General features: G+C 60.6%; 14 protein-coding genes, 1 tRNA gene and 1 rRNA gene. 14 read left to right on the top strand and 2 right to left on the bottom strand.

Going from position 1 to position 19,289, the window contains the following annotated elements:
- The first annotated feature begins 50 nt into the window (after positions 1-50).
- Genes rph through ACTNFJ_RS03485 form a run of 3 tightly spaced genes read left to right on the top strand, consistent with a single transcriptional unit; the run spans position 51 to position 4,391 of the window.
- Positions 51-791, top strand: a complete 741-nt coding sequence (gene rph, locus ACTNFJ_RS03475) for a ribonuclease PH (RefSeq protein WP_435906506.1) — start codon at positions 51-53, stop codon at positions 789-791.
- Positions 788-1,384, top strand: coding sequence for an RdgB/HAM1 family non-canonical purine NTP pyrophosphatase (gene rdgB / locus ACTNFJ_RS03480; RefSeq protein ID WP_435906505.1), 597 nt, complete (start codon positions 788-790; stop codon positions 1,382-1,384). Before rph ends, rdgB begins: the two co-directional genes overlap by 4 nt.
- A 25-nt stretch (positions 1,385-1,409) precedes the next feature.
- Positions 1,410-4,391 (top strand): aminotransferase, encoded by a 2,982-nt coding sequence (locus ACTNFJ_RS03485; protein ID WP_435906504.1) that lies wholly within the window; start codon positions 1,410-1,412, stop codon positions 4,389-4,391.
- Positions 4,392-4,417: 26 nt separating this feature from the next.
- Here the strand turns inward: ACTNFJ_RS03485 and ACTNFJ_RS03490 are convergent.
- Positions 4,418-4,499 (bottom strand) — tRNA-Leu (locus ACTNFJ_RS03490).
- Positions 4,500-4,597: 98 nt separating this feature from the next.
- Between ACTNFJ_RS03490 and ACTNFJ_RS03495 the strand changes: the two genes are divergently transcribed.
- From ACTNFJ_RS03495 to ACTNFJ_RS03540, 10 genes are all read left to right on the top strand, one after another.
- The gene (locus ACTNFJ_RS03495) at positions 4,598-5,656 is read left to right on the top strand and encodes a 3-isopropylmalate dehydrogenase (RefSeq protein WP_435906503.1); all 1,059 of its coding nucleotides are present in this window, start codon (positions 4,598-4,600) and stop codon (positions 5,654-5,656) included.
- Between the two features lie 56 nt (positions 5,657-5,712).
- Positions 5,713-6,819: a branched-chain amino acid aminotransferase gene (locus ACTNFJ_RS03500; RefSeq protein ID WP_435906502.1), complete on the top strand. Its 1,107-nt coding sequence runs from the start codon at positions 5,713-5,715 to the stop codon at positions 6,817-6,819.
- Entirely contained in the window at positions 6,816-7,604 is a 789-nt protein-coding gene (locus ACTNFJ_RS03505; protein WP_435906501.1) for a fumarylacetoacetate hydrolase family protein, read from the top strand. The genes ACTNFJ_RS03500 and ACTNFJ_RS03505 overlap by 4 nt, the downstream gene beginning before the upstream one ends.
- A gap of 183 nt (positions 7,605-7,787) precedes the next feature.
- Positions 7,788-9,014 (top strand): hypothetical protein, encoded by a 1,227-nt coding sequence (locus ACTNFJ_RS03510; protein ID WP_444711788.1) that lies wholly within the window; start codon positions 7,788-7,790, stop codon positions 9,012-9,014.
- On the top strand, positions 8,989-10,293 hold the full coding sequence (gene rlmN / locus ACTNFJ_RS03515) for a dual-specificity RNA methyltransferase RlmN (RefSeq protein WP_435906499.1): 1,305 nt from the start codon (positions 8,989-8,991) through the stop codon (positions 10,291-10,293). The genes ACTNFJ_RS03510 and rlmN overlap by 26 nt, the downstream gene beginning before the upstream one ends.
- A 51-nt stretch (positions 10,294-10,344) precedes the next feature.
- Positions 10,345-11,295 (top strand): LysR family transcriptional regulator, encoded by a 951-nt coding sequence (locus ACTNFJ_RS03520; protein WP_435906498.1) that lies wholly within the window; start codon positions 10,345-10,347, stop codon positions 11,293-11,295.
- On the top strand, positions 11,292-12,596 hold the full coding sequence (locus ACTNFJ_RS03525; protein WP_435906497.1) for an MFS transporter: 1,305 nt from the start codon (positions 11,292-11,294) through the stop codon (positions 12,594-12,596). Before ACTNFJ_RS03520 ends, ACTNFJ_RS03525 begins: the two co-directional genes overlap by 4 nt.
- Before the next feature lie 10 nt (positions 12,597-12,606).
- Entirely contained in the window at positions 12,607-14,136 is a 1,530-nt protein-coding gene (gltX, locus tag ACTNFJ_RS03530; RefSeq protein ID WP_435906496.1) for a glutamate--tRNA ligase, read from the top strand.
- The gene (locus ACTNFJ_RS03535; RefSeq protein ID WP_435906495.1) at positions 14,133-15,134 is read left to right on the top strand and encodes an NAD(P)/FAD-dependent oxidoreductase; all 1,002 of its coding nucleotides are present in this window, start codon (positions 14,133-14,135) and stop codon (positions 15,132-15,134) included. Before gltX ends, ACTNFJ_RS03535 begins: the two co-directional genes overlap by 4 nt.
- Positions 15,124-15,807 (top strand): queuosine precursor transporter, encoded by a 684-nt coding sequence (locus ACTNFJ_RS03540; RefSeq protein ID WP_435906494.1) that lies wholly within the window; start codon positions 15,124-15,126, stop codon positions 15,805-15,807. The genes ACTNFJ_RS03535 and ACTNFJ_RS03540 overlap by 11 nt, the downstream gene beginning before the upstream one ends.
- On the opposite strand, the gene tgt is transcribed toward ACTNFJ_RS03540, so the two are convergent.
- Entirely contained in the window at positions 15,797-17,095 is a 1,299-nt protein-coding gene (gene tgt, locus ACTNFJ_RS03545; protein WP_435906493.1) for a tRNA guanosine(34) transglycosylase Tgt, read from the bottom strand. The genes ACTNFJ_RS03540 and tgt overlap by 11 nt on opposite strands.
- A gap of 594 nt (positions 17,096-17,689) precedes the next feature.
- Between tgt and ACTNFJ_RS03550 the strand changes: the two genes are divergently transcribed.
- A 16S ribosomal RNA gene (locus ACTNFJ_RS03550) occupies positions 17,690-19,212 on the top strand.
- Positions 19,213-19,289 lie beyond the last annotated feature (77 nt).

Here is a 19,289-nt window from a genome sequence, read left to right on the forward strand (position 1 = left end):
TTCATTGCCGACTGATCCACGTGTTACGAAAGACAAACCGAAAGAGTGTTATGAGTGAGATGAACCGCGCCGACGGGCGCACCCCAGCGCAATTGCGCCCAGTGACCATTGAGCGCGGCTGGAGCAAGCAGGCCGAGGGGAGCGCGCTCATCTCCTTCGGCGACACCCGCGTGCTCTGCACCGCTTCGTTCACCCCGGGCGTTCCGTCGTGGCTTCGCGGTAAGGGTACGGGGTGGGTGACAGCCGAGTATTCGATGATCCCAAGATCTACTAACGAGCGAATGCAGCGCGAATCGGTCAAAGGCAAAATCGGCGGACGTACCCACGAAATTTCCCGGCTGATTGGCCGGAGCTTGCGGGCCGTGGTCGATACGAAGGCCCTCGGTGAGAACACACTCGTAATCGACTGCGATGTGTTGCAGGCCGACGGAGGCACGCGCACCGCGGCGATAACCGGAGCGTATGTCGCGCTCGCCGACTCGATTCAGTGGGCGCGAGCCGCGGGGCACATCGCGAGGAAGTCCGTGCCCCTCACCGACAGCGTGGCGGCGGTATCGGTCGGGATCATTGACGGCGTGCCGATGAGTGACCTGGCCTACGTGGAAGATGTGCGTGCCGAGACTGACATGAATGTGGTCGTTACCGGATCTGGCGATTTCATCGAGGTGCAGGGTACCGCGGAGGGCGCGCCATTCAACCGTACCGAGCTCGACGCGCTGCTCGACCTGGCGCTGGTCTCGACGGCTGAGTTGCGCGAGATTCAGCGGGCGGCCCTGGAAGGTGCAGTGTGAGCACCCGAGTCGTGCTCGCCTCGCACAATACCCACAAGCTCGAGGAGCTGCGGAGAGTCTTGGCGCCTCTTGTGCCCGGCATCGAGCTCATCGGGTACGACGGGCCAGAGCCAGTGGAGTCGGGGGTGACCTTCGAGGAGAACGCCCTCATCAAGGCACGCGCGGCCGCGTTGCATAGCGGCCTGCCGGCGATCGCTGACGACTCGGGAATCTCCGTCGGGGTGCTTGGCGGCAGCCCGGGCATATTTTCTGCCAGGTGGGCTGGCCCCGCCCGCAGCGATACAGCGAATGTGGATCTCCTCCTGTGGCAGCTCGGGGACCTCGCTGTCGAACATCGCAGGGCCGAGTTCGTGTGCGCTGCAGCGCTCGCGATCCCCGGGGGGACTGAATCGGTGGCGCGCGGCGAATGGCCCGGGTCGATTCTCCGTGAGCCCGCAGGGGCAGGTGGCTTCGGCTACGACCCAGTCTTCCTGCCCGAGGGGGAGACACGATCGGCCGCAGAATTGAGCCCGGAGGAGAAGGATGCAGCGTCACATCGGCGACGCGCATTCACTGCACTCGCTCCAGCAATTCAGAAGCTCACAACGAAGTAACGAGTATTCAAGTAAGGAACACGCTATGTCCGAGCAGACCACCGGCGGGCTGATCCGCCCCGCCGTGACCGAGGCCGATGCGGAGCGCATCGCCCGCGAACTCTACGGGCTGAGCGCAGTCGCAAGCGAGTTGGGGAGCAACCAGGATCGCAACTTCTTGCTTGAAGAGGCAGATGGCAGCCGCAGTGTACTCAGGATCGACAACCCGATTTTTGGTGATGCCGCTCGTGACGGTCAGCACGCAGCGCTCGAGGCATATCGTGCGGCCGGTGTCGCAGTCGCCTCGGTGTTACCTGGGCTCAATGGAGCCCTCACCCAACGTTATGACGGTTTCGCCGTGCGGCGCAGCGAATTCGCCCCGGGTGAGGCCATGGTCGACCACGGCTACTTTGCTCCAGTGGTGCTTGCGGAATTCGGCGCGCTCGCCGCAGCCTCGGTGCGGGCGCTGGAAGGACTGAGCCATCCGGGGCTTGACCGCGCACACATGTGGGACATGCGCGTGGCGCACGCTGAGACCCTGAAGCTAGCTGGTTCGATACGGGACCACGCGCTGCGCGCGCGTGTGCTGGCTGCAGCTCAGGGTGCTCAGCATGAGCTGGCACAGGTCGCCGACGCGCTCCCCGTGCAAGCGATTCACGGAGATCTTACCGACGACAACGTCATGGGACGTCGCGGGGAGGACGCGCGGCTACATCCGCATACGGTGCTCGATCTCGGCGACCTCGCTTACGGGTGGCGCGTGGCGGAACTCGCGGTCACGGTGGCCTCGATGCTGCATCACGAACCCGCGCGGCCGCTTCGGGCGCTCGAAACGATTGCGGCGTTCCACAGCGCGGCCCCACTGTCTGCGGCCGAGGCCCGCGCGCTCTGGCCCTTGATTGTGCTTCGCGCGACGGTGCTCGTTGCGAGCGGCTGGCGACAGCTCGAGATTGACGGCGACAACGCTTACGCACGGGACCGTGTCGCTGGGGAGCAGGCCATCTTTGAGGCTGCCTCCGCGGTCCAGCTCGCGGAGGCTACCGAGCTGGTGCTCGCCCGTCTCGACCTGCCGGGTCGCGCGGCGGGCGCTGGCCTTGCCGCGGTGGGCATCCCCTCTGGCGCTGCGGCTTCTCCGCTTAAATCACTGCTGCCAGGTCTCGCGGGGGAGGTACAAATTCTCGACCCTGGGGTCGAGTCTGAGTGCCTCGATGCTGGGAAGTGGATGGCTGCAGATGCAGAATCGCGACTGGTGACCGGCGCTTTTGCCACGGGAGCGCACGCCGCGGTGTTTCCCTATGGGGTGTACCGATTGACCCGCACCGTTGTCGATTCGGTGGACTCAGCCGCAACTTGGCCAACCGCCGCCGAGATCTGGGTGCCCGGGGGAGCCGCGCTTGAAGTGACCGCGCCAGTGAATGCGCACGTGACTGGGGTCAGCTCCGAGTCAATGACCCTTGAGCTTGGTGCGGATTGGCACCTGCGGCTTACCGGGGTGCAGCCGAGCGTGGCTGTGGGCACTCAATCCCACGCGGGTGCGCGGATTGCAGCAGTCGCTGAGTCCGGTCAGCCGCGTGCAATCACTGCGCGCTTGCTCCGGACGGATGCCCTCGCCGCAGAGGCGGCCGGGCAACTCGTCCTCCCGATGCACGTTGATCCTGATCGCGTCCCCGCGTGGCAGCGGTTCACCCATGACCCGGCCCCGCTTCTGGGTCTGCCTCCGCTCGCTCAGCGCGACGAGGCCGTTGATGAGCAGCGCCGCCGCGAGCATATCTTCGCTTCTGCCCAGGAGCGCTACTACGAACGACCTATGCAGATCGAGCGTGGGTGGCGCCACCACCTGGTCGACACGACCGGCCGCGCGTATATCGACATGGTCAATAACGTCACCGGCATCGGCCACGGTCATCCGGGCGTTGCTGATGCCGTCAATCGCCAGATCCGCATACTGAACACCAACTCTCGCTTTCTGTACCGCGAGCTCGCCGAGTACAGCGAGCGTCTCCTCGCCCTGCTGCCAAAGAACAGCGGGCTCGACACGGTGCTGCTGGTCAATAGCGGATCAGAGGCGGTCGATCTTGCGCTTCGACTGGCCCAGGCAGCGACCGGACGCAAGGTCGTCGTTGCCCTCCGCGAGGCTTACCACGGTTGGACGATGGCTTCCGACGCTGTCACCACCTCCGCGTACGACAACCCATTCGCGCTGCAGAACCGCCCTGAATGGGTCCACGTTTCCGACGTGCCGAATCGTTTCCGAGGCACCCACCGAGGCGAAGGTACTGGGCCAAGCTACGCGGCGGATCTCGGCGACGACCTGAGAGCTCTCGCTGAAGAAGGTCGCGACATCGCCGCATTCATCTGTGAGTCCGTGCTTGGCAATGCCGGCGGCGTGCTGCTTCCGGAGGGCTACTTAGCCGATGTTTACGGGCGCGTGCGAGCTGCGGGCGGGCTATGTATCGCCGATGAGGTGCAGGTGGGCTTTGGTCGGATGGGGTCAAGCTTTTGGGGCTTCGAGCAGTCGGGAGTCGTTCCCGACATCGTGACCATCGCGAAGCCAATGGGCAATGGTTTTCCGATCGGGGGCGTCATCACCTCCAAACGGGTTGCCGATGCCCTCGCCACCCAGGGCCAGTTCTTTTCCTCCGCCGGCGGAAACCCGCTGAGTTGCCGGGTGGGTATCGCGGTGCTCGATGCGATGCGTGATGAGGGACTGCAGGAGAATGCGCGCGTTGTCGGAGGTCGCCTTGCGGCCGGCTTCCGTGCGCTCGCCGAAAAGCACCAGATCGTTGGGCCGATCCACGGCGAGGGCCTCTATTTGGGGGTCGAACTGGTGCGTGATCGCGAGACGCTGGAACCCGCGACCCAGGAAGCCGCGGCGACCTGCGAACGGCTGCGTGAGCTCGGAGTAATCGTGCTCACGACTTCCGAGCGTTCGAATGTGTTAAAGGTCAAGCCGCCGCTGACGCTGAGTGCAGAGAGCGCCGACTTCGTGGTGGCTGCGCTTGATCGGGTGCTCACCGAGGGATGGTGAACGGTAAATTCTTAAATCGTAAACGGTGCGCGAGGGGGGACTTGAACCCCCACACCCGAGAGTACTGGAACCTAAATCCAGCGCGTCTGCCAATTCCGCCACTCGCGCGAGCGATCAACAGCTTACAGGCCTCAGGCGCGGGAGTAGGCTAGGTAGAGCTTCAGTGCGGAGATTTGCACTGAAAAAATAGGCGAAAAGGAGCCCTAGTGACCCGCAGTATTCGGCTTGCAGTGATTCCCGGCGACGGTATTGGGCCGGAGGTGATCGAGCAGGCGAATCGCGTACTCGATGCGGTCGCAGCTGGGGGCGAGATATCGTTCGATCGAACGTTCTTTGACCTTGGAGCGGATCGATATCTTCGCACGGGCGACACTCTTCCCGAAGACGAGCAGGCCAGACTCGCAGAGCACGACGCCATTCTGTTCGGCGCGGTCGGCGGGGTGCCAGGTGACCCTCGTCTGAAAGACGCCAACATCGAACGTGGCTTGCTCCTGAAGCTGCGGTTCGATTTCGACCATTACGCAAACGTCCGCCCCTGCAGACTGTTCTCTGGGGTTGTCTCGACGCTCGCGAGCCCGGGGGAGGTCGATTTTGTTGTCGTGCGCGAGGGCACCGAGGGTCCGTATGCAGGAAACGGAGGTCGGCTGCGACCGAATACGCCCGCCGAGGTTGCGACCGAAGTTTCTGTCAATACTGCATTCGGGGTGGAGCGCGTTGTGCGCTACGCATTCGAGATGGCCTCCCGTCGTCCTCGAAAAAAGCTGACGTGGGTGCACAAGACCAATGTCCTTGTGCATGCTGGTGCGACTTGGCAACGCATCGTGCAGTCGGTTGCCGCGGAGTATCCCGGAATTGCTGTCGACTACATGCATGTCGACGCGGCGACGATCCACATGGTGCAAGACCCTGCACGTTTTGACGTCATAGTTACCGACAACCTCTTTGGTGACATCTTGACAGATCTCGCTGGCGCGATCGGTGGGGGCATTGGCCTCGCCGCGTCCGGCAACATCAATCCCACGGGATCATTCCCCAGTATGTTCGAGCCGGTGCACGGTTCCGCTCCCGATATTGCAGGTCAGCAACTCGCCGATCCGACCGCGGCAATTCTGTCTGCGGCTCTCATGCTTGATCATCTCGATCTTTCGGTGTTGGGCGACCGCGTGCGCGAGGCGGTGCGGGGTGATCTTGCGACGCGAGGCGACGCAAGTCGATCCACTCGCGCAATCGGCGATGCCATAATCGCAAGCATCACTTCCCACTGACGTCAGACAACTTGCGTCACTAGCATCGCCGCTTTGGCTGGCAGAAAGCACACCTCATGACCGATCTCACGTTCACACACACTGAGGCCAACCGGCTACCCGCAGCCGAGCGTCTCGCGATCCTTGAAGACCCGGGATTTGGGAAGCGATTCACCGATCATATGGTGTCGATCATTTGGGATCGCGAGCTCGGCTGGCACCGCGCTGAAGTGCTGCCATACGGGCCGATTCCGATGGATCCGGCATCTTCGGTGTTGCACTACGGACAAGAAATCTTCGAGGGCATGAAGGCGTACCGTCATCCGAATGGAGACATTGTCACGTTCCGCCCGGAGGCGAACGCAAGGCGATTGAACGAGAGCGCCCGTCGGCTTGCTCTCCCCGAATTGCCGGTGGATCTCTTCGTTCGTGCGGTTAACGAACTCATTGCAATGGACGCGGAATGGGTGCCGCAGGGCGCAGACCAGAGCCTGTATATCCGTCCCTTCATGATCGCTGATGAGAGCTTCCTCGGAGTACGCGCCGCCGAACGGGCCCGATTCATGGTGATCGCGAGCCCGGCTGGTCCGTATTTCACCGGCGGGGTTCGGCCCGTGTCGATCTGGCTTTCCGAGAGTCACTCGCGCGCGGGACACGGGGGCACCGGCTCCGCCAAATGCGGCGGCAACTACGCCGCATCACTGCTACCCACCCGGGTCGCACAAGAACACGGGTGCGCTCAGGTGCTTTTTACCGATTCGAACACCGCAGACACCATCGACGAGTTGGGCGGAATGAATCTGTTCCTCGTTCGGGCAGATGGCACCCTGATTACCCCCCAATTGAACGGAAATATCCTGGCAGGGATCACCCGCGACAGTCTTATCCAGCTCGCAAGAGATCGTGGATTGGAAGTCGAGGAGCGCGAAGTCACGGTGAGCGAATGGCGAACCGGTGTGATTGAGGGGTCGATCGTCGAGGCCTTCGCCTGCGGCACCGCGGCGGTGATAACCCCAATCGCACGGCTGGAGAGCGCGAGAGGGACGCTCGTCGATTTCGAAGACCACGCCCCGGGAAACCTCACGATGTCGCTACGCGAAGAACTCACCGGAATTCAGTTTGGCACTGTCCAGGATCGCTTTGGCTGGGTGTCTCGGGTCATAGCTGGGGGGAAAGAAGGATGAAAGTTGCGCGTTTTCGTACCGATGATGCGATCACGTTCGGAGTGCTTGACCGTGCGGAGCACGGTGATGGCGTTGAGCTAGTTGAACTCGTCGCAGACCCGATGGTCGCTGGCTACGAGACCACGGGCCGTCGATTCCGGCTTGAAGATGTAAAGCTTCTCGCACCCGTAATTCCTCGATCCAAGATCATCGGCATCGGCAAGAACTACCTTGCGCATGTCGAAGAGATGAAGGAAGTTACCGGCGGCGATGCGCCGGAAGAACCACTGCTCTTCCTCAAGCCCAACACATCGGTGGTTGGCCCCGATGACGCGATTGTTCTCCCAAGCATCTCCGACCGTGTGGAGCACGAGGGGGAACTTGCAGTCATTATCGGTGCTGTCGCAAAAGAAGTTCCGGAAGAACGTGCACTCGAGGTGGTGTACGGGTTCACGTGCGCAAATGACATCAGTGCGCGTGACCTGCAGGTACAGGATGGACAATGGGCGAGAGCCAAGGGCTTCGACACCTTTTGTCCGCTGGGACCTGTGATCGAAACAGACCTTGATTATGCCGATGCGCGTATCGAGACTCGAGTTAACGGCGAGGTCCGCCAGAGCGGCTCGACTGCTCAGTTGATCCACTCGATTGCCAAGATCGTTGCGCACGCGTCTCAGGCGTTCACGCTATTGCCGGGCGACGTGATTCTGACTGGCACGCCAGCCGGCGTCGGTCCACTCAATGCGGGCGACGTGGTCGAGGTCGAAATTGAGGGAATCGGCATTTTGCGCAATCCGGTCGCGTAGTTTTCGATTCGCCCGACAGTAGGAGAAAAAGGGAAACTGTTGCCCATGACGTCAAGCTCCAACGAGGAAGCCCTTACCGCTCGATTGAGAGATCTTGAGGCAGAGAACCAAAGTCTCCGGTCGAGGGCGGCCGCATCGGAGTCTCGGCCCGGCTGGAGAGTGGGGATCCGGACGTTTGCGGCGGTGCTCTGCATCTCCCTCGCCGCGGTGCTCGTCCCTTTTGGCATTCTCGCGAACTGGGCGCAAAGTGAGCTCCTTGACGAAAGTCGGTTTGTTGACACCTTCGCGCCGCTTGCCGAGCATCCCGCAATTCAGGCTGAGATTACATCCCAAGTCGTGAAGGTGATCGATGCTGAGCTTGATATCGACGGATTAACGGACGCGGTTTTCGATGGTGTGATTGAGCTGGGGCTTCCAGATAACGCAAGCGCCGCGCTCAATCTGTTGCGTCAACCGGCAGCCGATGGCGTGCGTAGTGCTGTGTCGTCAGGGGTCTCGCAGGTGGTGGCATCTGACGTTTTTGATGCGGCATGGGAGCAAGCCTTGCGTGTCAGCCATCGAGCCTTCCTCGCTGCAGCGAGCCAAAATCCCGACACAGGGAATGCGTTGACTATCGACAGCGCCGGAACCGTCGCGATCCAGCTCGCTCCGATTATCGAGTCCGTGAAGATCTCGCTTGCGGATCGGGGCTTTGCGTTTTCAGCCGCGATACCTGTTGTCGAGGCCGAACTCTCCATTGTTCAAAGTGATGCGCTCCCCGCGCTTGCCCTCGCGGTGACCCTGACAACCTTGCTCGGCTGGTGGCTACCGGCCATCGCAGCAGTGCTTTTGGTAGCCGGGGTGCTCGTCGCGCCTCGACGCTTGCGAGCTGTGAGTGGAGCCGGGGTGGGGTTGATGATCGGCTCGTTGATCATGCTGATGCTGTTTGAAGTGCTTTCGGCTGTCCTGAGCACGCAAGCACCAACTATCGGGATCGGGGCGGAAGCACTCGCTGTCCTGTTCACGCAGGTCGTGAACGGAATGAGATCCTCGGCTTCCGCGATTCTCGTGTTCGGGCTGCTGCTCGCTGTTCTCGGGTTCAGTTTCGGAACGTCGCGCGCCTCAGTCGCTTTGCGAGAGTCGACAACTGGGCTGACTACGCGTCTGCAGAGCCGATTAACTGCTCTCGGCCTCCGCACAACGGCAGTCGGCCACTGGCTCTTCAAGATCAGGATGCTCACCCGAGTGCTGCTTCTGGCTCTGGTCTGGCTCCTCCTTCTGCTGCTCCCGTTGACGGTCGGTTGGGTACTGATGATCGCAGGAGTTGCACTTCTCATATGGTGGCTCCTGATTATCTTCGAGGTTCCCGGCGACCGGGGCGATGAAGCTGCGACAATAGAGAGCAATGGATCCTTCGAAACTCACTCATAACGCGCAGCCCAGCGCGGGCAGGCTTATTCCTACCACTCCGGCTGCGGAACGAACGCGACCGCAGGCACGGCCCCGCGCCGAGGGTTGGAAGCAGCTCACCGACCCCGACGGACGGCCCACCCTGCAGTTCGCCTCGCCTCGGGTGAAGCAGCCGCCCGTGCATCTCGCAGACCTCACACTGACGGAACGTGAGGCGAAAATGCGTGACCTTGGACTTCCCGCGTTTCGCGCTAAACAGGTTTCGCAACACTATTTTGTGCATCACACCACCGATCCCGATCTCATGACTGATTTGCCGCGCGAACGACGCGAGGGCATTGTTCAGGAGTTCTTTCCGCCACTTCTCACCGAGGTGAAGCGTCTCACCACCGACGACGGCGCGACCGTCAAATTCCTTTGGCGGCTCTTCGATGGCGCGTTGGTGGAATCGGTGCTCATGAGATACCCGGGCCGAATTACGCTGTGCGTCTCGAGCCAGTGTGGATGCGGCATGAACTGCCCCTTTTGTGCGACCGGCCAGGCAGGCCTGACCCGGAACATGTCAACCGCCGAGATTCTTGATCAAATCGTCCAGGCGAACCGCGTTATCACTGAGGGTGGGCTAGGCCGTGGCCGGGAGGTGGGCAACGGGGCGGAGCCCGAACGCGTCAACAACATTGTCTTCATGGGAATGGGTGAGCCGCTTGCGAACTACAAGCGTGTCATGAACGCCGTTCGTCGAATGGTTGCTCCTGCTCCGGAGGGACTCGGCATGAGCGCTCGTGGAATCACCGTGTCGACTGTTGGATTGGCCCCTGCCATTCGAAAGCTTGCCGACGAAGACATCCCAGTCACTTTTGCGCTGTCGCTCCATGCGCCCGACGACGAACTTCGTAACGAACTTATTCCGGTAAACAGTCGCTGGAAGGTCGATGAAGTGTTGGATGCGGCACGAGGATACTTTGAGAAGACCGGCCGACGAGTCTCAATCGAGTATGCACTGATCAAAGATATGAACGACCACGCTTGGCGTGCAGATTTGCTCGCCGACAAGCTCAACGCACGGGGCCGTGGGTGGGTGCATGTGAACCCCATTCCACTCAATCCGACGCCTGGCTCAGTGTGGACAAGGTCGGAGCCTGGAGTCACTCGAGAATTCGTGAACCGTCTGAACGACGCAGGAATCCCGACGACTCTGCGAGATACCCGGGGCAAAGAGATTGACGGAGCGTGCGGTCAGCTGGTGGCCACCGAATCTGATCGCCGAGAGGCAGACCGGATGGGCGCCGGAAACGCATAACCTCAGTGAATACGTCTCGCGTTTGAGTTTCACTCAGATTATCATGGGGGCATGAGTACGCCCCGAACACCCGATCCGCTCGGCTCTATTGATTCAACAGAACTGAGAATTCTGTATGCGCTCGCGACGACCGGCTCGCTCACTGCAGCGGCGGCAAGCCTCGGGCTGAGTCAACCCGCGGTCAGCCAGAGAATTAAGCGTGTCGAGACTCGCCTGGCGGTGCCGCTCATTGAGCGGCAGGGACGAGGTATTCGGTTAACAACGGCGGGTAACATTCTGGCGGATCATGGGCGCACGGTCGTCGCAGAGATCGACGCGGCACTCGCAGCAATCGACGATCTTCGCGGCGAGCGTGGAGGAGTATTGCGGCTCGTTGGTTTTCCTTCGGCATCTGCGACCATCGTTCCGGCAATAATGCGGCGCCTTGCCGAGGAAGCTCCGGAAGTTTCACTGCAATATCGAGAAGCAGAGCCCCCAGGTGCCGTCGCACTTCTGCGTGATGGCGAGGTTGATTGTGCACTGATTTTCGATTATGCAGGTGCCGCTGAACTTCCCGCCGGTAGCGTGTTCACTCCGCTTTGGCGCGAGACGGTGAGCCTGGTGCTCGCTCAGGAACGCGCGATAGGGCTCACCGAGGCGCATCTCGACGACTACGCGGAGGAGCATTGGATCGCGGGCTGCGAGAAATGCCGAGGGCACCTCCTTGCTGCCGCTGCAGAGAACGGCTTCGAACCGGACATCATCCAAGAGACGGACAACGTACCGGCAATGCTTGCGATGGCGGCCGCGGGCGGAGCTGTTGCTTTGGTACCGGGGCTGGCTCTTGCCGCTGCGCGCACACTTCCTGATGATGCTGCGGCGCTGCCACTCGTTCCGCCTCGGTATCGCACTATTGGTCTCGTTTCGATGGATACCGCGAACGAGAGCCCGCAGGTGCGCCTGTGCAAGCGACTACTTTCTCACATTGACGGAACGGCCTGGCATCTCGAGCCTGCGGCATGAGTCCCGCATCCTCAGCGGCCGCACTTGTGCCGAAAGAACAGGCGCGGGTGCAGCGCCGTACGGTAACAGTTCTAGCCGCGGGAACGATACTCGGCGGGCTCGGCGTCGGGGCAGGCTTCTCTGCGGGCGCCCTCCTGATCAGCGAGGTGACCGGCAATACGGCGCTCTCTGGTCTTGCCGCCACCATGAACGCGGTGGGAGCCGCCATTGCGGGAATTCCGCTTGCCCGACTTGCCGCTCGGCGCGGGCGCCGTCTCGCGTTGTCGCTCGGCAACCTGATTGCCGTCGTCGGCGCGATGCTCGTTATCCTCGCAGCCGTGATGCAACTCGGAGCTCTGCTCCTTACCGGGCTCGCAGTGCTCGGCATCGCGACGGCGGTGCAGCTCCAGGCGCGATTCAGTGCGGCCGATCTCGCGGCTCCAGACCGGCGAGCACGAGACATCTCGCTGGTGGTCTGGTCAATCACTGTCGGAGCAGTGGTAGGTCCGAATCTCATCGGTCCGGGGGCTGTTGTCGGCGCGGCGCTCGGCATCCCTGAGCTCTCGGGGGTCTTCGTATTTACCATGCTCGCGCAGGCCGCTGCGGGGGCGGCCACCTGGTTCGGACTCCGGCCTGACCCCCTCCTCGCAGCGCGTGCTCTGGCAATTCGTGATGCCGCTGTGGGGGAGCAGGCGGCACTCACTCACACATTGAACAATCGGGCCGCATTTGGCCGCGCTGACTCAGTTCGGACTCAGCCATCTGCCAGCGCGTCGACGCAGGGACTGATCATCGCGTTGATTGCGACTGCGCACGCTGTGATGGTCTCGATTATGGCGATGACTCCGCTTCACATCACCGAACACGGCGGGAGCATCACGTTGGTGGGGCTCACCATCAGCCTGCATATTGCCGGAATGTACGCACTCTCACCGGTGTTCGGCCTGCTCGCAGGTCGCTTCGGTTCGCCTCCGGTGATCCTTGGGGGCTTCGGGATCCTCGCCGCTGCGGTCGCCTGCACCGCCCTGGGCGGTAACTCGCACCTCGTAATTCAGATTGGACTCGTGCTGCTCGGACTCGGTTGGGGTGCCGTGACCGTCGCGGGAGCCGCACTCCTCACGGAGGTCACACCTGCAGCTAGTAAGCCGAAGCGGCAAGGTCAAGCAGATACGGTGATGAACGCGTCTGGGGCGCTTGCCGGAGCTACATCCGGGGTGCTCTTTGCGATGGGAGGTTTCCCACTTCTTTCCCTGCTCGGGGCTGTGCTCGTTGCTGGGGGAGTGGTGCTCGTACTGCGCCTCTTCCCACTCCTGCGTCGCTAGACTGGGGGCAATGTCTACTTCCACTGAACCCCAGTTTTCCACCGCCACCGGTAGCGACGTCCGGGTGCGTTTCTGCCCGTCGCCAACGGGCACCCCGCACGTAGGTATGGTGCGCACAGCGCTGTTCAATTGGGCCTACGCTCGGCATACCGGCGGCACGTTTGTATTTCGCATCGAAGATACTGATGCTGCGCGCGACAGCGAGGAAAGCTACCAGCAGATCATCGACTCGCTGAGGTGGCTCGGCCTGGACTGGGATGAGGGAATTGACGCGGGCGGCCCCCACGAGCCGTACCGGCAATCCCAGAGGGGCGAAATCTACCGAGAGATTGCAGACAAGCTTCTCGCCGCCGGTTTCCTGTACGAGAGTTACTCGACTGCGGAAGAGATCGACGCACGAAATGCTGCGAACGGCCGCCCGAAGCAACTGGGCTATGACAATTTTGACCGTGAACTGACCGACGAGCAGCGAGAAGCCTTCCGGGCTGAGGGGCGACAGCCTGCGCTGCGCTTCCGCGTACCTGAGATTGACCTCTCGTTCCCGGACCTCGTTCGTGGTGACATCTCATTTCCTGCAGGGTCAACCATTGACTTCGTTGTCGTCCGGCCCAACGGGGCTCCGCTTTACACATTGACGAACCCAGTGGATGACGCGTTGATGGGCATCACCCACGTGCTCCGCGGCGAAGACCTGTTGTCTTCGACCCCGCGGCAAATCGCGCTCCATCGTGCTCTAGTCAGTCTGGGAATCGAACCGGCGATTCCTCAGTTCGGGCATCTTCCCTATGTCATGGGGGAAGGAAACAAGAAGCTCTCGAAGCGCGATCCCGAGTCGAATCTCTTACATCACCGTGAGCGTGGTTTTATTCCGGAGGGTCTGCTGAACTACCTGTCACTTCTCGGGTGGTCGCTCTCTGCAGATCGAGACATCTTCACCAGCGAAGAGATGGTCGCCGCATTTGACGTTGTGGATGTGAACCCTAATCCGGCACGCTTCGATCAGAAGAAGGCTGACGCGATCAATGCTGATCACATCCGTTTGCTTTCTGAGGAGGATTTTGGCGAGCGGATTCTGCCGTACCTCGTGGCAGCGGGCGTTCTCCCGGTAGAGGCCACCGGTGCGCAACTGGCAACCGTGAAGGCCGCGGTGCCACTCATTCAGAGTCGGGTTACCGTGCTCAGCGAAGTGGTAGGAATGCTCGGCTTCCTCTTTACCTCGGCCGACGCGCTCGAATATGATGCGGATGCTCTCGCTTCGCTGCAAGCTGATGCCGCTCAGGTGCTCGCAGCTGGCCAACGCGCACTCGAGCAGATTGGCCTGGACGAATGGAAGACAGAGCGAATTCAGTCGGCTCTGCAAGAAGCGCTGATTGACGGGATGGGCTTGAAGCCTCGCGTCGCGTTTGGGGCGCTGCGGGTCGCCGCCTCCGGTCGACGTGTCTCCCCGCCGCTCTTTGAATCATTTGAATTGCTTGGCCGCGAGGAATCTCTTGCTCGGATTGCTCGGCTCGCGTTGCGTGTGGAGGAGGAATCGAAGTGACTACCCCTGTCTCGGCGAGTGGCCATCTGCCGGTCGGAGTCGCCATTATTGGTGGGGGCCCGGCTGGCCTCTCTGCCGGGGTCAACCTGGTTCGCGCCAATCGTCGTATTGCGATCATCGATTCGAATCGCCCTCGACACTCGGCGACTCTTCAGTCGCACGGCTTCCTCACGCGTGACGGCTCGTCACCGCTCGAATTACGGCGACTTGGCCGCGAGGAGTTCGAGCGGTATCCCACGGCGACTTTCGCTCAGGCTGTCGTAAGTGAGGTCTCGCCACTGACGGTCGACGAGGCGCGTGCTACCGGCTTTCCGGATGGTATTGGATTCCGGGTACGGGGGAGCGGCGTTCGGGGCGCGGCAGACGTCGAGTTTCTTGCCCGACGCGTGCTGATCACGGCAGGTCTTACCGAAGAACTGCCTCCCTTCCCCATGATCCGCGCGTTTTATGGCACTGCACTGCATAGCTGTGTGGAGTGTGACGGTTTCGAAAAGACGGACAAGCCACTGGTGCTGATTGGCGAGACCTCAGATTTGTTTGGTCGAGCTCTGCTCATCAGTCGGTTTAGCAGCGACCTGATCGTCTTCACTAACGGCGCCGACACGGTCCGTCCGGATCAAGAACGACAGCTGGCTAGCATCGGTATCCGTGTCGAGCGGCGTGCCATTGACGACATCGTCGGGGAAAAGGCCGAGATGACCGGTGTCCGGCTGGCAGATGGCACCGTGATCCCCCGTGTTGGCGGTTTTGTGCGACCGCGCTGGCACGCACCCGTCGAGTTCATCAGTGATCAATCTTTGGATCGGGACGGTTGGGGCCTTGTTGCGGTAAGCGATCGAGGGGAGACCTCAATCCGCGGCATCTATGCCGCTGGCGATATCGTTCCGCCCGGTCCCCAACAACTTATTATCGCGGCGGGCGGTGGGGCACGGGTTGCCGCAAAGCTGAATATGGACCTGATCCACGGAGCCCTTGGGGTGGGTCAAGTTGACGACTGAAGTGGAGACAGTCGTGATGCCCGCGACCGGGACGAGGGTTGCGGCGCTCGGCCAACGGTACGCGATCATCCTGTCGACCTTTATCGGGTTGCTGTTGATCAGCAATATCGCTGCGGTGAAGCTCATCGCAGCCGGCCCATTCATCGTTGATGGGGGCGTATTCCTGTTTCCCCTCGTGTACATCGTGGGGGACGTGCTCGCCGAGGTGTATGGCTGGAAGGCCTCACGCCGAGCAATTGTCACGGCATTTCTGCTGTCGGCCCTGGCCTCGGTTACGATCTGGGTGGTTCAGTTGAGCCCCGCGGCGCCGGGATGGGAGAACCAAGAGTCGTTTGAAGCGGTTCTCGGTTTTGTGCCGCGTATCGTGCTCGCAAGCCTCACGGCTTTTCTCATTGGTCAGCTTGTGAATGCCTGGGTGTTGGTTCGTTTGCGGGAACGCACCTCGGGTCGCTTCCTCCGCACACGGTTGATCGGATCCACCTTGATCGGTCAACTCGTTGATACTTTGGTTTTCTGCACTATTGCCTTCTACGGCGAGATCTCTGGCTGGGATTTCATCGGATACGTTGCGCTCGGGTATGCAATCAAGTGTGCGGCAGAGGTCGTGCTTCTCCCCGTGACGACGCGTGTGATTGCGCGGGTCCGCGCGGCGGAGGCGACCGCTACCTTGTAGTGCCGTAGATCCGTCCGAGGGTCTCTTCTCGCAGCTCAACGAACGTGTCGTCGATAATGCTTTGGCGAATCTTGTCGACGAGTCGCACGATGAAACGCACATTGTGGATCGTCGCTAGGGTCGAGGCCATCATCTCGTTCGCTTTGTACAGATGGTGCAGGTACGCAGCGGTGTAGTTTTTGCAAGTGTGGCAGTCGCATTCGGGATCGAGGGGTTCGAAGAGACGACGTTGCTTAGCGGACTTGGCATTGATTCGTCCGGTAGACGAGTACATGGTTCCGCCACGTGCCTGTCGTGAGGGCGCGACGCAGTCAAAGGTGTCCGCGCCGGCGGCGACGCCAGCGAATAGGTCATCTGGCTCGGAGATGCCCAGCAAATGTCGGGGCTTGTTCTCGGGAAGTTCGTCGCTCACCCACCCGATGATCTTTCCGAGCTCGGTCTTTTCCAGCGCCCCGCCAATACCGAAGCCGTCAAAGACTTGCTCGTCAGACTGCTCACCGGTCAAGCCTGCGAGGCCGCGCGCCGCCTGTCGCCGCAAGTCTTCGTATTGCGCGCCCTGCACCACACCAAAGAGAGCCTGGTAGGGCCGATGGCTGCGTTCCGACGTGAGTTTTGCGTGCTCGTCGAGGCACCGTACTGCCCAGCGCTCGGTGCGCGCGACTGAATCCTCCTGGTAGGGGCGTGTATTCAGGAGCGTGGTGCACTCATCAAATGCGAACATGATGTCTGCGCCCAGTTGGTGCTGGATCTGCATTGATACTTCTGGGGTGAATCGGTGCTTATCTCCGTTGATAAAGGACTTGAAGGTGACGCCATCCTCGTCAACATGCGCGAGCCTGTCCTTGGTCTTTGCGATGACTTCTGCGTCAGCAAAGGCTTGCTCGGACATAGAGATCACCTTCTTGAAACCAACACCGAGTGACATCACTTGGAATCCCCCGGAGTCGGTGAAGGTGGGTCCGCTCCAGTTCATGAAGCGACCGAGGCCTCCAGCTTCATCGATCAGGTCGGCTCCGGGCTGCAAGAACAAGTGGTAGGCGTTCGCCAAGACGGCCTGGCCACCCAGGTGCTCGACCGTCTCAGGGTGAAGTGACTTCACCGTGGCCTTCGTGCCAACGGGAATAAAAGCTGGTGTCTGGATCGCTCCATTAGGCGTGTGGATCACGCCCGCCCGGCCCAGTGGCTTTCCGTCGGTGCCGCGGAGACCGCCACGTTCCAAACGATGCTCGATATCAAAGCGAAAATCTCGAGGAGAGGGCGGGTTCGGGTGAGTAGCTGTTTCTGGCACGCGTCTATCTAAGCAGGTTGAATTGGGCCGCCTCCGAGTGAATATCGCGGAAATATATGGCGACACGCCCGGCCCATCGGGCCGGTTTGCGGGGGCGATCCAAATCGTCATATAGTTATCACTCGTTGGCAGGGAGCGAAAAGCTCCTGAGTCAGACAAGATCTCCACCAAGATCAACGAGTTGATAATCAAAATTCGTTCTGATAAAGTTGGAAGTCGCTCATCTCACCGCCTTGTGAGGTCTCGTGTCTGTGATGCGGGGAATCATTGCTGATCGTTTCTGGTTCGCCGGGACATCGATTTGCAGGGTTGATTCGGGTGTGGTAAGTTAGGAAAGTTGCTCTTCGGAGGGCCTGCGGGTCGTTACGGGGGGTGTCTGGTCCTTGAGAACTCAATAGTGTGCACTTAATTGTCAAATGCCAAATTTTATATCCCGTCATCGGGGCTCTTCGGGGTTTCGGTGGTGTGATTCTTTTGGATGAATAATTCGGATTGTCAGTACTGGCCCTTCGGGGTTGGTTGATGGTTTGTTTTTGTTTGTCAGGTCAAACTCGTTGCTTGCTGGCTTATTCCGCTGGTTGGTGACATCAGTATTTTACGGAGAGTTTGATCCTGGCTCAGGACGAACGCTGGCGGCGTGCTTAACACATGCAAGTCGAACGATGAAGCCCAGCTTGCTGGGTGGAAGAGTGGCGAACGGGTGAGTAACACGTGAGTAACCTGCCCATCACTCTGGGATAAGCGCTGGAAACGGCGTCTAATACTGGATACGAGCAGCGGCCGCATGGTCAGTTGTTGGAAAGATTTATTGGTGATGGATGGACTCGCGGCCTATCAGCTTGTTGGTGAGGTAATGGCTCACCAAGGCGACGACGGGTAGCCGGCCTGAGAGGGTGATCGGCCACACTGGGACTGAGACACGGCCCAGACTCCTACGGGAGGCAGCAGTGGGGAATATTGCACAATGGGCGCAAGCCTGATGCAGCAACGCCGCGTGAGGGATGACGGCCTTCGGGTTGTAAACCTCTTTTAGTAGGGAAGAAGCGCAAGTGACGGTACCTGCAGAAAAAGCACCGGCTAACTACGTGCCAGCAGCCGCGGTAATACGTAGGGTGCAAGCGTTGTCCGGAATTATTGGGCGTAAAGAGCTCGTAGGCGGCTTGTCGCGTCTGCTGTGAAAACCCGAGGCTCAACCTCGGGCTTGCAGTGGGTACGGGCAAGCTAGAGTGCGGTAGGGGAGATTGGAATTCCTGGTGTAGCGGTGGAATGCGCAGATATCAGGAGGAACACCGATGGCGAAGGCAGATCTCTGGGCCGTAACTGACGCTGAGGAGCGAAAGCATGGGGAGCGAACAGGATTAGATACCCTGGTAGTCCATGCCGTAAACGTTGGGAACTAGATGTAGGGCCTGTTCCACGGGTTCTGTGTCGTAGCTAACGCATTAAGTTCCCCGCCTGGGGAGTACGGCCGCAAGGCTAAAACTCAAAGGAATTGACGGGGGCCCGCACAAGCGGCGGAGCATGCGGATTAATTCGATGCAACGCGAAGAACCTTACCAAGGCTTGACATATTCGAGAACGGGCCAGAAATGGTCAACTCTTTGGACACTCGTTTACAGGTGGTGCATGGTTGTCGTCAGCTCGTGTCGTGAGATGTTCGGTTAAGTCCGGCAACGAGCGCAACCCTCGTCCTATGTTGCCAGCACGTTATGGTGGGAACTCATGGGATACTGCCGTGGTCAACACGGAGGAAGGTGGGGATGACGTCAAATCATCATGCCCCTTATGTCTTGGGCTTCACGCATGCTACAATGGCCGGTACAAAGGGCTGCGATACCGCGAGGTGGAGCGAATCCCAAAAAGCCGGTCTCAGTTCGGATTGGGGTCTGCAACTCGACCCCATGAAGTCGGAGTCGCTAGTAATCGCAGATCAGCAACGCTGCGGTGAATACGTTCCCGGGCCTTGTACACACCGCCCGTCAAGTCATGAAAGTCGGTAACACCCGAAGCCGGTGGCCTAACCCTTGTGGAGGGAGCCGTCGAAGGTGGGACTGGTGATTAGGACTAAGTCGTAACAAGGTAGCCGTACCGGAAGGTGCGGCTGGATCACCTCCTTTCTAAGGAGCACTCGGAACCTTTGGTTTCGTAGATTGCCCAGATCATCACCGAATGTGTGGTGCTGGGTGCTCATGGG

It is taken from the genome of Leucobacter shiyiweii, from assembly GCF_052446065.1.
Lineage (GTDB): Bacteria > Actinomycetota > Actinomycetes > Actinomycetales > Microbacteriaceae > Leucobacter.

What these genes read in the sequence shown, in the direction of transcription:
- ACTNFJ_RS03525 (WP_435906497.1), top strand. Translation starts at nt 11,292, where the DNA reads ATGAGTCCCGCATCCTCAGCGGCCGCACTTGTGCCGAAAGAACAGGCG.
- ACTNFJ_RS03505 (WP_435906501.1), top strand. Translation starts at nt 6,816, where the DNA reads ATGAAAGTTGCGCGTTTTCGTACCGATGATGCGATCACGTTCGGAGTG.
- ACTNFJ_RS03485 (WP_435906504.1), top strand. Translation starts at nt 1,410, where the DNA reads ATGTCCGAGCAGACCACCGGCGGGCTGATCCGCCCCGCCGTGACCGAG.
- ACTNFJ_RS03520 (WP_435906498.1), top strand. Translation starts at nt 10,345, where the DNA reads ATGAGTACGCCCCGAACACCCGATCCGCTCGGCTCTATTGATTCAACA.
- rph (WP_435906506.1), top strand. Translation starts at nt 51, where the DNA reads ATGAGTGAGATGAACCGCGCCGACGGGCGCACCCCAGCGCAATTGCGC.
- gltX (WP_435906496.1), top strand. Translation starts at nt 12,607, where the DNA reads ATGTCTACTTCCACTGAACCCCAGTTTTCCACCGCCACCGGTAGCGAC.
- rlmN (WP_435906499.1), top strand. Translation starts at nt 8,989, where the DNA reads ATGGATCCTTCGAAACTCACTCATAACGCGCAGCCCAGCGCGGGCAGG.
- ACTNFJ_RS03500 (WP_435906502.1), top strand. Translation starts at nt 5,713, where the DNA reads ATGACCGATCTCACGTTCACACACACTGAGGCCAACCGGCTACCCGCA.